The sequence below is a fragment of the Streptomyces sp. NPDC002896 genome, assembly GCF_040295225.1.
Taxonomy (GTDB): domain Bacteria; phylum Actinomycetota; class Actinomycetes; order Streptomycetales; family Streptomycetaceae; genus Streptomyces.
In genome coordinates this window covers 27,112-40,733 of sequence record NZ_JBEOVA010000019.1, presented here as the reverse complement: position 1 = coordinate 40,733, position 13,622 = coordinate 27,112, and the positions used below count along the sequence as shown (strand labels likewise).

General features: G+C 70.2%; 14 protein-coding genes and 1 pseudogene. All 15 read right to left on the bottom strand.

Annotation, left to right across the window (positions count from 1 at the left end; genetic code table 11):
• Nucleotides 1-954: 954 nt before the first annotated feature.
• Nucleotides 955-2,073, bottom strand: a complete 1,119-nt coding sequence (locus ABT009_RS30150) for an XdhC family protein (protein WP_351301818.1) — start codon at nt 2,071-2,073, stop codon at nt 955-957.
• Between the two features lie 219 nt (nt 2,074-2,292).
• Entirely contained in the window at nt 2,293-3,096 is an 804-nt protein-coding gene (locus ABT009_RS30145) for a D-glutamate cyclase family protein (protein WP_351301815.1), read from the bottom strand.
• Complete coding sequence (locus ABT009_RS30140) at nt 3,081-3,410, bottom strand: FAD-binding protein (protein WP_351301812.1); 330 nt, start codon at nt 3,408-3,410, stop codon at nt 3,081-3,083. Before ABT009_RS30140 ends, ABT009_RS30145 begins: the two co-directional genes overlap by 16 nt.
• Before the next feature lie 505 nt (nt 3,411-3,915).
• Nucleotides 3,916-4,245, bottom strand: a pseudogene (locus ABT009_RS30135) (FAD-binding protein); the annotation flags it as partial.
• Nucleotides 4,245-4,577, bottom strand: coding sequence for a hypothetical protein (locus ABT009_RS30130; protein WP_351301810.1), 333 nt, complete (start codon nt 4,575-4,577; stop codon nt 4,245-4,247). The gene ABT009_RS30130 and the pseudogene ABT009_RS30135, both read right to left, overlap by 1 nt.
• Nucleotides 4,578-4,663: 86 nt before the next feature.
• A complete protein-coding gene (locus ABT009_RS30125) occupies nt 4,664-5,731 on the bottom strand; it encodes an ABC transporter substrate-binding protein (RefSeq protein ID WP_351301807.1) in 1,068 nt (355 codons plus the stop codon).
• 60 nt (nt 5,732-5,791) lie between these two features.
• A complete protein-coding gene (locus ABT009_RS30120) occupies nt 5,792-6,622 on the bottom strand; it encodes an ABC transporter permease (protein ID WP_351301804.1) in 831 nt (276 codons plus the stop codon).
• Nucleotides 6,619-7,419 (bottom strand): ABC transporter ATP-binding protein, encoded by an 801-nt coding sequence (locus tag ABT009_RS30115; protein ID WP_351301801.1) that lies wholly within the window; start codon nt 7,417-7,419, stop codon nt 6,619-6,621. Before ABT009_RS30115 ends, ABT009_RS30120 begins: the two co-directional genes overlap by 4 nt.
• Nucleotides 7,409-8,557 carry a zinc-dependent alcohol dehydrogenase gene (locus ABT009_RS30110; RefSeq protein ID WP_351301798.1) on the bottom strand — a complete coding sequence of 383 codons (1,149 nt, stop codon included), beginning with the start codon at nt 8,555-8,557 and terminating at the stop codon, nt 7,409-7,411. Before ABT009_RS30110 ends, ABT009_RS30115 begins: the two co-directional genes overlap by 11 nt.
• Nucleotides 8,554-8,748 (bottom strand): DUF4177 domain-containing protein, encoded by a 195-nt coding sequence (locus ABT009_RS30105; protein ID WP_351301795.1) that lies wholly within the window; start codon nt 8,746-8,748, stop codon nt 8,554-8,556. Before ABT009_RS30105 ends, ABT009_RS30110 begins: the two co-directional genes overlap by 4 nt.
• A 37-nt stretch (nt 8,749-8,785) precedes the next feature.
• Nucleotides 8,786-10,063: a Rieske 2Fe-2S domain-containing protein gene (locus ABT009_RS30100; RefSeq protein WP_351301792.1), complete on the bottom strand. Its 1,278-nt coding sequence runs from the start codon at nt 10,061-10,063 to the stop codon at nt 8,786-8,788.
• 63 nt (nt 10,064-10,126) lie between these two features.
• Nucleotides 10,127-11,158, bottom strand: a complete 1,032-nt coding sequence (locus ABT009_RS30095; RefSeq protein ID WP_351301789.1) for an amidohydrolase family protein — start codon at nt 11,156-11,158, stop codon at nt 10,127-10,129.
• 55 nt (nt 11,159-11,213) lie between these two features.
• Nucleotides 11,214-12,191, bottom strand: coding sequence for a PDR/VanB family oxidoreductase (locus tag ABT009_RS30090; RefSeq protein WP_351301786.1), 978 nt, complete (start codon nt 12,189-12,191; stop codon nt 11,214-11,216).
• Nucleotides 12,188-12,856, bottom strand: a complete 669-nt coding sequence (locus ABT009_RS30085) for an RraA family protein (protein WP_351301783.1) — start codon at nt 12,854-12,856, stop codon at nt 12,188-12,190. Before ABT009_RS30085 ends, ABT009_RS30090 begins: the two co-directional genes overlap by 4 nt.
• Entirely contained in the window at nt 12,853-13,542 is a 690-nt protein-coding gene (locus ABT009_RS30080) for an RraA family protein (protein WP_351301781.1), read from the bottom strand. Before ABT009_RS30080 ends, ABT009_RS30085 begins: the two co-directional genes overlap by 4 nt.
• Nucleotides 13,543-13,622: the final 80 nt, after the last annotated feature.

Genomic DNA, 13,622 nt, shown 5'->3' with positions numbered 1-13,622 from the left:
TGGTGTCGCGCCGTCTGACCTAGTGCCGCCGAGCGGACAACCAATGTGGCGTTAGGGCGCGGGGGCCGCGCGCGCCGTTTTTGCTCGGGCGCTTGCAGACAGGCTGCGTATCGCGCACGGCACGCGTCCACCGAAGTGCGACGGTTCGAAGGGCTGGCCCCTGCTGGGCAGATGAGGCGGATCGGCCGACCCCGGCCATGCCGCGCGGCCCCATCCTCCGGCCCGGAGGTCAACCTGCTGGCCTTTCTTAGCTGTCCCCTGTTGCATGGGCACGAGGGCCCGCATCGCGCGCTGGTAGGGCAGGCGTATCCCAGACGCGAACGCGTCGAGCTGTGACGGGCCGGTTGGAACTGGAACTGGACCCCGCCGAATACGCCCTGGAAACGGCCTCCTCCGCCAGTCCTGTACCACTCCTGCGAGCGGTGCATCTTGCCACGCGGTCACGCAGGCGCCTGCCTTGGCATTGCCTCGGTTTGGGAAGCCGAGAGGGGCCCCACGCACCTGCTCAGCGAACTGGACCGGTTGGTGCGGCTGCGGATCTCGTTGCCGTCCCCCGACATCGCTATCCCGCAGTGGCATCCCGTTGCGTGACCTTCCGTTATCCGAGGAGCGTGCCACCCCTCGGTTCTAGAGGAGCAGGGCGGAGGTCTCCTGCATTGTCTACTGCACGCCAAGCAAGGCGTTGTCCTCCCACTGGTCGACGACTTCGAGGTACCCGGCGAGCACCTTGGAGTGCGGGGCCCAGCCGCCCTGCTTGGCGATGACGATCTGGTCATGGCCCTTCAGGCGGGAGGACGTCGCCAGCCCGCGGCGGGGGCTGCGACCGGTGAACCGGATCTCGATCCCGGCGCACTCGCCGGCGCGGGTGATGACGTCGCCGATGGACTCGGGCTGCAGCCCGCGCCGCGGCGAGTCCGCTGGTGACGGCGTGTCGGAGGCCCTCCGGGGAGACGGTCATCGGCGGTGGATGGGGCCGCTGGTGGTGCTGAGCCTGCGTCCTGGGGCGCCGACGCGGGTGGCGATGATCTCGGCCGTGATGGAGAGGGCGGTCTCCTCCGGGGTGGTCGCGCCGATGTCCAGCCCGATCGGGGAGTGCAGCCGGGCGAGTGCCGCGGGTCCGAGTCCGGCGGCGCGCAGGTCGTTGCGGCGCTGGGCGTCGGTGCGGCGGGAACCCATGGCGCCGACGTAGCCGAGCGGCAGCCGCAGGGCCAGTTCGAGCAGCGGCAGGTCGAACTTGGCGTCGTGGGTGAGGACGCACACCACCGTGCGGGTGTCCAGGGCACCGCTGTCGGCGAGTGCGCGTAAGTGGCGGTGCGGCCAGTCGACGACCACTTCGTCGGCGGCGGGGAAGCGCTGGGCGGTGGTGAAGACCTCCCGGGCGTCGCAGACGGTGACGCGGTAGCCGAGGAACTTGCCGATCCGGGACACGGCGGCCGCAAAGTCAATCGCACCGTAGACCAGCATCTGCGGCGGGGTGCTGTGCACGGTGGTGAGGACGGTCACCTCACCGGCGGCCGGATCGCAACCGCCGTGCGGGTCGTAGTGGTGTGCGCCGTCGCGGCCGAGCGCGAGCAGGGCGCGGCTGTCCCGGCTCGCGGCCAGGTCCAGGCCCGGGTGGCCGAGGCTTCCGGCGCCGTCGTGCTCGGTGATCGCCATGGTGGCGCCCAGCAGGTGTGCGGGACCGCCTACGACGGTGGTCAACGCGACAGGGCGGCACTCGGCCATGGCGCCGAGAACCCGGCTGAGGACGGCACGGGCGGTGCCGGTGACCGGTCGGACCAGGACCTCGATGGTGCCGCCGCAGCTGAGCCCGACGGCGAAGGCGTCGCTGTCGCTGTAGCCGAATTCGGCGCACTGCGGCTCGCCGGTGGCGAGCACGTCCCTCGCCAGGTCGTACACCGCGCCCTCGACACAACCGCCGGAGATGCTTCCGAGGACCTGGCCGCCGGCATCGACGGCCACGCACGCACCGGCCCCACGGGGGGCGCTGCCCCGGATCCCGGTCACCGTGGCGAGGGCGAACGGGCGGCCGTCCTCGCACCACTGCCGCAGATCCGCGGCGATCTCGATCATTCCGATCCTCCTCAGCCGATGTGCCGAAGGCCCGTCAGACGCCAGGACGCCCTCTCGGATGGGCTGTTCGTGGCGGTCGCCCGCCGCCCGTCAGATGGGGCGGTCGGGCGACCTCGTGGTGCGGCCTCGTCGTGCAAAGCTCCGAGATCGCCCTCCTGGAGTGAGCGGCCGGCGCTACCGGGCGGCGGCGATGGCCGCTCCAGCCGGACGGTGGGACCGTCAGAAGACGGAGGTCTGCTCGATCAGCTGGTCGGTGACGAGCATGTACGGCGGGTCGAATGTGATCATCAGGTCGGGTGCCGCCGCCTCGGCCGCCATCACCGCGGTCGCGCTGCAGGCCCAGAACACGGGGACCTCGTCCGAGGCGAGGTCCGGCGGCGCGCCGAAGTCGGGCGCGGACAGGTCGGCGATGCCGATCGCCGACGGGTCACCGAAGTGCACCGGCGCGCCGTGGGTGGCCGGGAAGCGCGAGGTGACCTGGATCGCCCGTATGGCGTTGGGCGTCGTCATCGGCCGCATGGTGACCGCCAGAAGACCGGCGAAGGGACCGGCGGGCTCGCACGGGATGCCCGTCGTGTAGACGCGTCCGGGCCCGCGCACCACCCCCGCCCGGTCCAGCGCGTGCTCGAACGTCAGGCTGCAGCCGAGGTAGAAGGTGACCAGGTCGTCCCGCCACAGGCCGGTGACGTCGCTGACCCGGTCCACGAGGCGCCCGTCGCGCCAGACGCGGTACCGGTACAGGTCGGTGCGAATGTCGCCCCCGGGGGCGAGCGGGCCGGGGCTGGGGTCGCCCGGCGCGGACATCCACAGCAGCCCGCACGCCTTGGCGTTGCGCTGGCAGAACCGGTGGAAGTCGGCCGCGTGCTCACTGGGCAGAATCACCACGCTCGCCTGCGTGTAGCCCTCGGGCACGGTGTCCAGGGCCCCGTCCCACTCGCCCTTGGCGATCTGCGTGCGCAGGCTCGCCGGATCGTCGAAAGCGGCGCGGTCGGTCACCGCGCCCGTGGTCACGTCGCGTCCCATGGCGTCTCCTTGAGTGCGTGACGGGCGGCGTTGGTCCCCGAGACGATGAACTCGGTGATGTCGCCCATCGAGTTGTCATACGGACCCCACAGCGACCCGCACTCGCCGATCGCGTACAGGCTCGGGATCGGCCGGTCGTCGGCGTCGAGCAACCGCTGCGCGGCATCGTGCTTGGGCCCGCCGTGGGTATTGACGAAGGTCGGCAGCATCGGCCCGACCGCATAGTACGGCGGGGTGTCGAGGGGCACGAGAAACAGCTCGCGGCCGAAGTTGTCGTCCGTGCCCGCGGCGCACTGGGCGTTCCAGCGCTCCACCGTCTCCACCAGGGTCGCCTGATCGAGGTGACCGGCCCGGTAGGCCCGGCGCGGCGCGGCGCGGCGCGGCGGGGAAGGAGTACCGGACGGCCTCCAGCGTGTCGGCGCGGACCACCCAGCCGTTGTCGATCTCCCGCAGGTTGTCGTCGCTCCACGGCGGGGTCCGCGAGTTCAGCGTGGTCATCGCGGCGCCAGCCGCCCGCACCTTCTCGTCGAAGATCTGGAACGCCGGCCCGTTGACGAACTCGGGGACCTCCGGGTCGACCGCGAACCGGGTCTCACGGTTGCTGAAGCCGTGGTGCACGGTGCCGGTCTCGGTGGTCTCGTCGTGGACGCGCCGGCTGTGCCTGCCGACCCGGATCAGGCTGACGGCGTCCTTAAACGCGCCCGCCCGGTGTCCGAAGCCCGACGTCTTCATGAAGTCGTAGGTGACGTAGACGAGGTCGCCGTCGACCTTGATTCCCCAGTACAGCGGCCCGGCCACCGAGTTCATGTGCCACAGCTTGGCCCCGGCCGCCTGCGCCATGACGATGCCGTCCCCAGTGAGGTTGGGGCTGCCGAGGAAGTAGGTCGTGCAGTGGGTGAGGTACTGGCGGCGCATCTTCCCGTTGAACTCAAAGCCGCCGGTCGCCAGCACGGTCGCCCGCCGCTCCTTGACCGCGATCTCTCGGCCGTCCGAAGCGAGCACGATCACGCCGAGGACCTCGCGCGTCCCCGGGTCCTGCCGGGCGCGGCGAGGAGGCTCAGCCTGCGCAGGCCGTCCGCCCCTGGGGCGCCGGGGAACTCCGGGAAGAAGCCGTCGGCTGCCCCGGAACGGCCGCAGGTCGTCCTTCATCAGGAAACCCGGCTTGCTCTGGAGAACGGGATCTCGTCCAGCCCGTCCAGGTAGGCGCGCAGCACCACCGGGTCGGTCTGCCCGCCGCACATCCAGTCGAGGTACGCCAGGGTCTGCTCGTCGTCGACCGAGGTGAGCAGCAACGACCCGGCCACGCAGACCGGGTTGCCGCCGCCCGCGGCGCCCTTCTCCAGGATCAGCACCTCGGCGCCTTGCTCCGCGGCCATGGCGCCGAACGTCGCCCTGGAGCCGCCGTACCCCACCACGACGACGTTGGCCTCGCGGTCCCACTGGAAGGGGAGCCACGATCCCGCGTTATCCGACTTTCTCATCGCCAACGTCTCCACATCATCGTGGCCGACACCGGATGAAACGGTGCAAGCCTTCGCTGTTTCTGCCAAACGGCCGTGAACGTCCGTCAGCGCGGTGCTGCGGCGGAAGGGGCCGCGGCGAGGTAGGCGTCGCGGAAGCTGAAGTCCGACAGCTTCGCCACGTCGGTGTGTGTCTTCACCACGCCCCGGTCGATCAGATACGCCTGGAAGGCGTCCACCAAGGACTGGTCGAAGCCGCCCTCGACATTGACGGTCGGCAGTTCCACACCGTCCCAGTCCGAGGCGTCCTTCTGCTGGGTGTACTTGACCAGCACGGCGACGATCGCGTCCCGGTCGTCCGGTTTCAGCAGGCCGTCGTAGTCAGCGATGGCCTTCATCAGGGCGTTCACGAAGGCCTGGACGGTCTTCCTGTCCCCCATGATCTTCTCGCTTGCCTGCACCCAGCTCGGGAAGCCGGGCGCCACTTCGCCGACGGAGGCCATCCGGACGCCAGCGCCATCCTTGACGGCCTTGGAGGCAAGCGGCTCGAACATCCAGGCGGCGTCGATCGCGCCGCTGGACAGGGCGGTCACCATGTCGGGCAGGCCGAGGACGGTGAACTTCACGTCCGAGGCCGTCAGCCCGGCGCCCTCCAGGACCTTCTCCGCGAAGTACTGGCTGCTGGTCGAGGGGCCGATGACCGCGATCTTCCGGCCCTTCAGGTCCGCGGCCGTCTTGACCTCGCCGGAGTCGGCCAGTTCCTTGCGCACCAGCAGCCCGGGGATCCGGGTCCGCACGTCGTAGGTGTTGGTGGCGAGCACCACCGGGTCCTTGAGTCCGGTAGCCGCCGCGTTGAAGAAGGCGGCGTTCGGCTGTCCGATGGCGAAGTCGATCTCACCGCCCGACAGCAGGGCCGGCAGGTCGCTGGTGTTCTTCACCGGCACGAACTCGACTTGCAGCCCCTCCTCGGCGAAGAACCCCTTCTCCTTCGCGATGTACAGGGGAACGTCCGCGGCCCCTCCCACGGAGTTGACCCGGACGGTGGTGAGCCCGCCACCCGCGTCGTTCCGCCCCGTGGTGTCGCCGCCGCAGGCGGCGGCGAACACCAGCGACACCAGCGCCCCGAATCCGGCGACGCGGCGGGCCAGCCGCCGCCACCACAATGCGCTTGCCATGTGCTTTCTCCAATCAGCAGGGGGACCGAAGTGGGGCGCCGCGCTCCCCCGAAGGCGCCGTCAGGACTTCCACGGCACGAGCCACTTCTCCAGAAGCGCGAACAACGCCGCCGAGGCGAAGCCAAGCAGCGCCGTGGTGCCCAGCCCCACGTACATCTGCTCGATCTGGAAGACCTGCCAGCTGTTCCAGATGAGGTAGCCCAGGCCGCTCTCGGCGCCGGTGAACTCCACCGCGACGATGACCAGCAGCGCGACGTTCATCCCGAGCTTCAGCCCGGCGATGATCATCGGCAGCGCGCCGGGGAACGCGACGTCGAAGAAGGTCATGCGCCGGCTCGCGCCGAAGCTCGCCGCCACCTCGAACCGCGCGGTCTCGATGCCGGCCACCCCCGAGACGGTGTTGACGAGCACGATGTAGAAGACCGTCACCGCGATCACCAGGTACTTCGAGGTCTCTCCCAGGCCGAAGACCAGGATGAACAGAGGGAGGATCGCCAGCTTCGGTATCGGGAAGGTGGCATCGATGAGGGGCTGGACGAGCGCGCGCGCCACGGGCACCAGCGCCATCACGAGCCCCAGCAGCACGGCCGGAACCGCGCCGATCACGAATCCGACAGCGATGCGGGACAGGCTCATGCCGAGGTGGCCGAACAGTTCTCCACTCGCCACCGCTTCGGCCAGCGCCGCCACGACGGCCGTCGGCGCGGGGAAGAAACGCGCGTCCAGCAGTCCGATCCGGGACGCAAGCTCCCAGGCCATCAGAAAGCCGACGGAGGAGGCCGCCGACAGCAGCAGGGTCATCCGGCGGCTCATCGGCCTGCGCACCATCCGGATCCGGCGGCCCGAGGACGCCGCGGGGGCCGCGGCGTCCGCGGTGCTCGCCGCGCTCACGCCGTCACCCCTGCCGCCTCCGGCGCCAACAGGTTCCAGATGCGGCCGAACATCTCGCCGTACCGCGGATCGGTGCGCACCGACTCCACCGACCGGGGGCGTTCGAAGACGGCGGACACGTCGACGATCTCCCGGACACGGCCCGGCCGACCGCTCATGACGAGGACGCGGTCGGCCAGCACGAGCGCCTCGTCGAGGGAGTGCGTGACGTAGACGACCGTCTTGGCCGTCTCCTCCCAGATCGTCAGCAACAGGTCCTGCAGCACGAGCTTCGTCTGCTCGTCCAGCGCCGCGAACGGCTCGTCCATCAGCAGAAGCTGGGGATCGGTGGCGAACGCCCGCGCGAGGCTCACCCGCTGGCGCATGCCCCCGGAGAGCTGATGCGGGTAGACGGCAGCGAAGGCATCCAGGCCGACCTTCGAGATATACCGCCCGGCGATCTCCCGCCTACGGCGTTTCGGCACGCCCTGCGCCTTGAGCCCGAACTCGACGTTGTCTGTGACGGTCATCCAGGGGAAGACGCCGTGTTCCTGGAAGACCATGGCGCTCTCCGTCTTCAGCCCGTCGCCGTCGCCGGGCGTAGCCGGCCTGACCTCGATGCGGCCTCCGGTCGGCTGCTCCAGGCCTGCCATCGCCCGTAGCAGCGTGGTCTTGCCGCAGCCCGAGGGTCCGACGATCACGAGGAACTCGCCCCGCGCAATGTCGAGGTCGACGCGGTCGAGCGCCCGAACGATCCGTTTCTTGACAGTGAAGTCGACCTCGAGGCCACGTACCAACACCTTCGGCTCATCGGGCATTCGGGCTCCCCTGGGGCAGGATCGTGGCGTGCAGCACCGGCGTGCCGGTCTCCCCCGCGGTCGCACGCAGGGCGTAGTCGACGTCGGCGAGGCCGCCCACGTAGGTGGACATCAGGTCCAGGGGCAACGTGTCCGAGGCCAGGAGCGCCAGCGCCCATTCAACCGACTCCCAGCTGTGGCCGCGCACGGCCTGGACGCCGATCTGCTTGCGCGACACCTGCCAGACGGGAAAGCTGGCCAGTGGCTCGGACGAGGCCGCCGCCAGCACTAGGCGGCCTCGCTTCGCCAGGAGGTCCACGGCGAAGCAAACCGTGTCGTCGTTGCCGGCGGCGGCGTCGACGACCAGGTCGGCGCCCCGGCCTGCGGTGAGCCCGAGGACTCTCTCGCGTACCTCGACCTCGGTGGTGTCGCCGTCCGGTCCGGTCATGGCCACGGTGTCGGCGCCGAGGCGGCGGGCCACCTCGAGGCGGGCCTTGTCCCTCGCCCTGCCCACCGCGACCACTGTGGCGCCCGCCTGCTTGGCGGCCACGACCGCCCCGATGCCGGACTGTCCCGGCCCCAGCACGACCACCGTCTCACCGGCGCGCACCCGGCCGTCGAGACACACCCACTGGTATCCGTTGCCGAGCGGCAGTCCCAGGGTGGCCAGCGCCGACGGCACCGAGTCAGGGACGCGATGCGGCACCGCGGACGGGTGGACGTACATCACCTCGCCGTAGCCGCCCCAGAGTCCTGGCGCCACGGACAGCGGCGTCGACCCGAACCGTACGGCGCCGGGGTTGGCCGATGTGTCGGACGCGAGGCACGACCGGAACTCCGACGTACGGCAGAAGTGGCAGTGGCCGCACGGCAGGTACTCCTCCAGGAGCACCCGGTCCCCGTCGGAGAATCCCCACCGCTCGGCGGCGATCTCGCCGACGTTGGCGAGGGTCCCGACGTTCTCGTGGCCCATCACCCGCTCGGGCAGGTCGGCGCCGTACATCTTGACGTCCGAGCCGCACATGCCGGCCGCTTCGACGAGCAGCAGTCCGTCGGTCGGCCCGGTCTCGGGAACCGTGAGCTCACGCAGTTCCGTGCGGCCGGGTGCCGTGGTCACCGCGGCGGTGACGGTGTCGCCGGCTTTCACAGCGGTCCTCATGTCCCGGCCTGCTCACGCTCGAAGACCAGGATGAGGTAGCCGGTGGTGGACGAGTTGTAGATGATCGGCTGGATGGTCCGCAGGTGCCAGTCCTCGGCGTCGTGCTTGTCGAGTGCTTCCTGCATGCGCTCGGTCACCAGCTCCGGTGTCACCCCGGTCGCGCGGATCTCCACGACATGGTGCTGCTGCATCGGGCTCCTTCGATTCTGTGCTGGCCGTGCGGACCGGTCAGTGCCAGTAGGCGAGGGTCATGGTCTTGGCGGCGTCCTTCCAGTCGGTGCCGTGGGGTACGAGCGCGTCCGCGCCGCGCACTTCGGCGACCGCCTCGGGATCGGTTCCAGGAGGTGTCCGGCCGGCCTCCACGTCGTCCATGGCACGCAGCAGCAGCCGGCGGCAGGCGAGCACGGCGCGGTCGGTGGAGCCGAGCGCCTCACTGCTGCGGTCGACGATGGGGCCCATGCCTTCCTGGAGCGCGAAGTCCTGGGTGTTGACTCCCTGGATGCCGGTGAAGGTCTTGGTGCGCTGCACCTGACGGTCGATGAGGTAGTCGTTGGACTGGTTGCGGATGAGCCAGTAGGTGCCGGGGATGTTCTCGTCCTTGCCCCGGCCCATCTCCGACTCGTGCTCCTCCCACCACTCGTCGGTGATGGGGAACCGGTCGTCCATCGAGTACAGCGTGTTGTAGACGTAGGTGTGCTCGTCGTCGATCGGCACCCAGAGGTGGCCGAACACACCGGGAAGTTCGGGCTGCCTGCCGTCGAGACCGACGAAGAAGCCGCGGCACTGCTGCGCCGGCATCAGATACTGGTAGATGCGCAGGTACGTCGTTTCGTTCCCGACGTTGCGCAGGCTGGCGTAGCGGAAGCCGTAGTCGGTGAACTCCACCTCGAGCCGGGGGTGCCGGTCGAGGTTGCGCAGCAGCCGCGGGTTCTCCAGGTCGTTGTTGTGCGCGAACGAGCTGTGCGCGGTGTCGATGCCGCCCTCGATCGCCTGGAGGAAGTTGCAGTGCTCGCCGGTCTTGGAGACGCGGCGGTGGGTGGCCGGGGCGCGCAGCCACTCCTGGTCCGGCACGGGCGGCGTGAGCTGCTGGGGACCCATGTAGGTCCACACGATCCCGCCGGCCTCGTAGGTCGGGTAGGCCTTCATGTTCACGCGGAAACGGAACTTGCTGTCGGGCTGTTCGGTCGGGACGTCGACGCAGGTGCCGAGCGTGTCGAACTTCCAGCCGTGGTAGACGCAGCGCAGACCGCACTCCTCGTTGCGCCCGAAGAACATGGGCGCCTTGCGGTGCGGGCAGTAGGCGTCGAGCAGGCCGATGCTGCCCGCGCTGTCCCGGAAGGCGACGAGGTCCTCGCCGAGCAGCCGCACCCGCACCGGCGGGCAGTCGGGCTCCGGGATTTCCTCGCTGAGGCAGGCCGGGATCCAGTAGCGGCGGAACAGCTCACCCATCGGTGTGCCGGGTCCTACGCGGGTCAGGCGCTCGTTGAGCTCAGGGGTGATCCTCATCGGCTTCTCCTCTCGGTGGCCCGGGCACGGCTCGGCTCCGGACCACGGGGCGGTGGTGCGCTCTCAGATGCGGGTGTAGAGAAGGCGGGCGTTGCCTTCGGTGATCTGCTGTCGCTTGTCGGCTCCGAGCCAGTCGAGGGACTGGAGCAGCGAGAGGATGTCGTCGTAGGAGCGGCCGGTCTCCGGATTGACCGGCGACCCGCTGCCTGGGACCTCGGTGCCGAACAGGACCCGCTCGGCACCGACGACGCGCAGCAGCAGGTCGAGGCCGTGCGCGTCGTGGACCAGAGAGTCGAACCAGATCCGGGAGAGCGAGGTGTCGAAGTGCTCGACCTCCGGGAGGGGTTCGCCGCCCTTGGAGTCGTAGGACTCGACCTCGGTCTGCTCGAGGTAGCGTGCGGCGCGCCAGCGGCCTATCTGGTAGGGCACCGAGCCGCCGCCGTGGGACACGATCAGCTTGAGGCCGGGGAAGTCGGTCAGGGCGCGGCTCTCGGCGAGTGAGATCACCGTTCGGCTCGCCTCGGTGATCATGTGCTCGCTGTAGGACTCCCGTGTGGACTTGCAGCCCGCGGAATGAACCAGGGCCGGGACGTCGAGTTCGACGAGCTTCTCGAAGAGCGGGTACCACCACTCGGTGCCGATCCGTGGGATGCCGAGGTCTTGGCCCTCGGCGGGGTCGGGGTTGACGAGCACGCCGACGAAGCCGAGTTCGCCGACGCACCGTTCGAGCTCGTCCAGCCACTGGTCGGGGGTGGTGCCCACGGCCTGCGGGAGCGCGGCGACGCCGCGGAACCGCTCGGGGAAGGCGGCGACCTGGGCTGCGACCGCGTCGTTGGTGGCCCTGGCCCACCAGCGCACGATGTCGGCGGGCCCCTCGGAGTGCATGAGCTGGAAGGGCCGCGGGGAGATCAGCTGGATGTCGGTGCCGACCGCGTCGAGCAGGCCGACGTGGCGTTCGGCGGCCTTGAGCACACCGGCCGGCGGCAGCTTCACGCCGGAGCGGCCGTGGGCGCCGCGTCCGGCGACGAGGATCGACCGGTAGGCGTAGAGCTCCGCTGGAGCGCTGACGTGGCCGTGGATGTCGATGACGGTCAAGACGGAATCGTCTCCTTGGCTTGGACGGCCGAAGTGCGGGTGTCGGACGGCGGGTTCACAGGTCGAGCACGATCCGCGGGGACTTCGCGCGGGAGACGCAGATGAACATCGACGTGCCTTCCTCGCGTTCGGCGTCGCTCAGGATCTGGTCGTGGTGTTCGGGGGTCCCGTCCAGGACGTGCACCTCGCATGTCCCGCAGACGCCTTCCTCACAGGAGGAGGGCAGGTCGGGCAGGACGTCCCGGAGGGTGTCAAGGACAGTGCGGCCGCTGTCGACCCGCAGGACGCGCCTCGTTCGGGCGAGTTCGACCTCGAAGCCGTCGCCGGACCTGGCGGCCTCGGCCTCGGCGAGCGCCTCCTCGGAGGCGGAGAACCGTTCGATGTGGAGCCGGCCGGCGATGCCCAGTTCCTCGCACCGCTTCCGCACGGCCGTCAGCAGCGGCTCGGGCCCGCAGCAGTAGACGAGGGCGTCCGGTTTGACTCCTGCGAGGATTCCCTCGATGTCGGGGAGCCCGTCTCTGTCCTGGGGGACGATCTCGACGTTTCCACCGTACTCGGCCAGTTGGCCGAGGAAGGCCATCGAGGTCAGGGTGCGCCCGCCGTAGTGCAGTTCCCACCGCTTGTCTTTGGCCAGCGACCGCACCATGGCCAGGATCGGGGTGATGCCGATGCCACCGGCGATGAAGACGTACGCGTCGGACTCGTCGAGTTCGAAGTGGTTGCGCGGGCCGCGTACGGTGAGCTGGGTGCCGACAGGGAGTGCGGTGTGGATCTCCTTGGACCCGCCGCGTCCCCCGTCCTCGCGCAGCACGGCGACACGGTAGCCCGTACGGTCCGACGGATCGCCGCACAGGGAGTATTGGCGTACCAGTCCCGAGGGAAGTTCGAGTTCGAGGTGGGCTCCGGGCCGCCATGCGGGGAGCGGCGTACCAGCCGGGTCGGTCAGCAGGAGCGAGACGACTCCGTCCGCCTCGTACTGGATCTGACGCAGCAGCAGCCGCAGGGTGTGCTCCTCGGTGGTCACCGCGCTCACCCGACCCTCGTCTGGAGGGAGTGGTAACCCGCCTGCTTCCGCGCCTCGCGGAGGCTCACGCCGTTCTGGACCTGCTCGCGGATGCGTTCTTCCGCCGCCTCGATGTCCTGGGCGACGGCGAGGACCTCTTCGGCCCGGTGCGCGGGGACGGCGACCACGCCGTTGGCGTCGCCGACAAGGACGTCACCGGGCCGGACGACGACACCGCCGATCTCCACCGGCACGCCGACCGCTTCCAGCTGGACCCGGTCCTTGCCCGTGCGCATCCAGTTGCCACGGGTGAAGAGCGGGTAGTCCAGGGCGAGCGCGCGGCGTACGTCGCGGCAGACACCGTCGACGACGGTGCCGGCGACGCCCTTGCGGCCGGCGAGGATCGTCATGAGGTCGCCCCAGACGGTGACGTCGAGGCGGCCGCGGTTGTCGAGCACCGCCACCTGTCCGGGAGCGATGTCGTCGATGAAGTCGCCGACGCTGCCGCCGGTGACGTAGTCGTCGCAGTACTTCACGGTGAACGCCGGGCCGGCCATCCGGAAGCCGCGGTCGAGCGGCATGATGCCGAGGCACTGGCCCGGGATCCCGAGCCTGTCCAGGGCGTCACTCACCGTCGGAGTCTCCAGATCCCTTAGCCCGGTGAGGAGCTCGGGCGAGAGTTCGGTCGTTGTCATGAAGCTGCTCCTGCCGTGTGTGCTTCGTAGCTCGCGCCCATGACCTCGGTGATCGGCATGCCCGCGCGCACGTCGGCCGCCATGGCGGCCTCGCGGGCCGCCATGGCCTCGGCGGTGGCGACGACCTCGTGGGCCTGCTGGGCGGGGACGAAGGTGATACCGCTGCCGTCGGCGAGGACGAGGTCGTCGGGGGTGACCGCCACGCCTGCGAACGTCACCGGCTCGCCCCAGGAGGCCTCGACGATCCGGCTGCGAGCGGTGATCGGGGTGACATCGGGGGCGAACACCGGGTAGCCGCACTCGCGGCTCTCGTCCACGTCGCGGCACGGGCCGTCGAGGAGGGTGGCCTCGATGCCCTGCAGCGACGCGGCCAGTGAGAGCAGTCCGCCCCATCCGGCCATCACTCCGCCCGGGTGGGACACCACCAGGACGTCGCCCGGTCCGGAGGCGGCGACCGCCGCCGTGCACAGGTGCCGTGGCTTTCCGTCAGGTCCGGTGGCGGGCGCCGTCCGGCCGGCCGGAGCGAGTTCGACCGTCACCGCGCGGCCCACGACCTTGAACTGTCCGGTCCGGCACACGACACCCGGGACGGCGCCCGTCAGGCCGTGACGGTCCAAGGCGTCGGAGACGGCACAGGTGTCCAGCGCGGCGAGCCGGCTCAGCAGATCGGTGGGGGTCACGCTCATAGGGGTTCTCCCGGGGCAGTCGGCGATGGGCGGTGGCTCCGGCGGGCCGCCGGTGTCCCGCCTTCGGGCGGAAGGGGCGG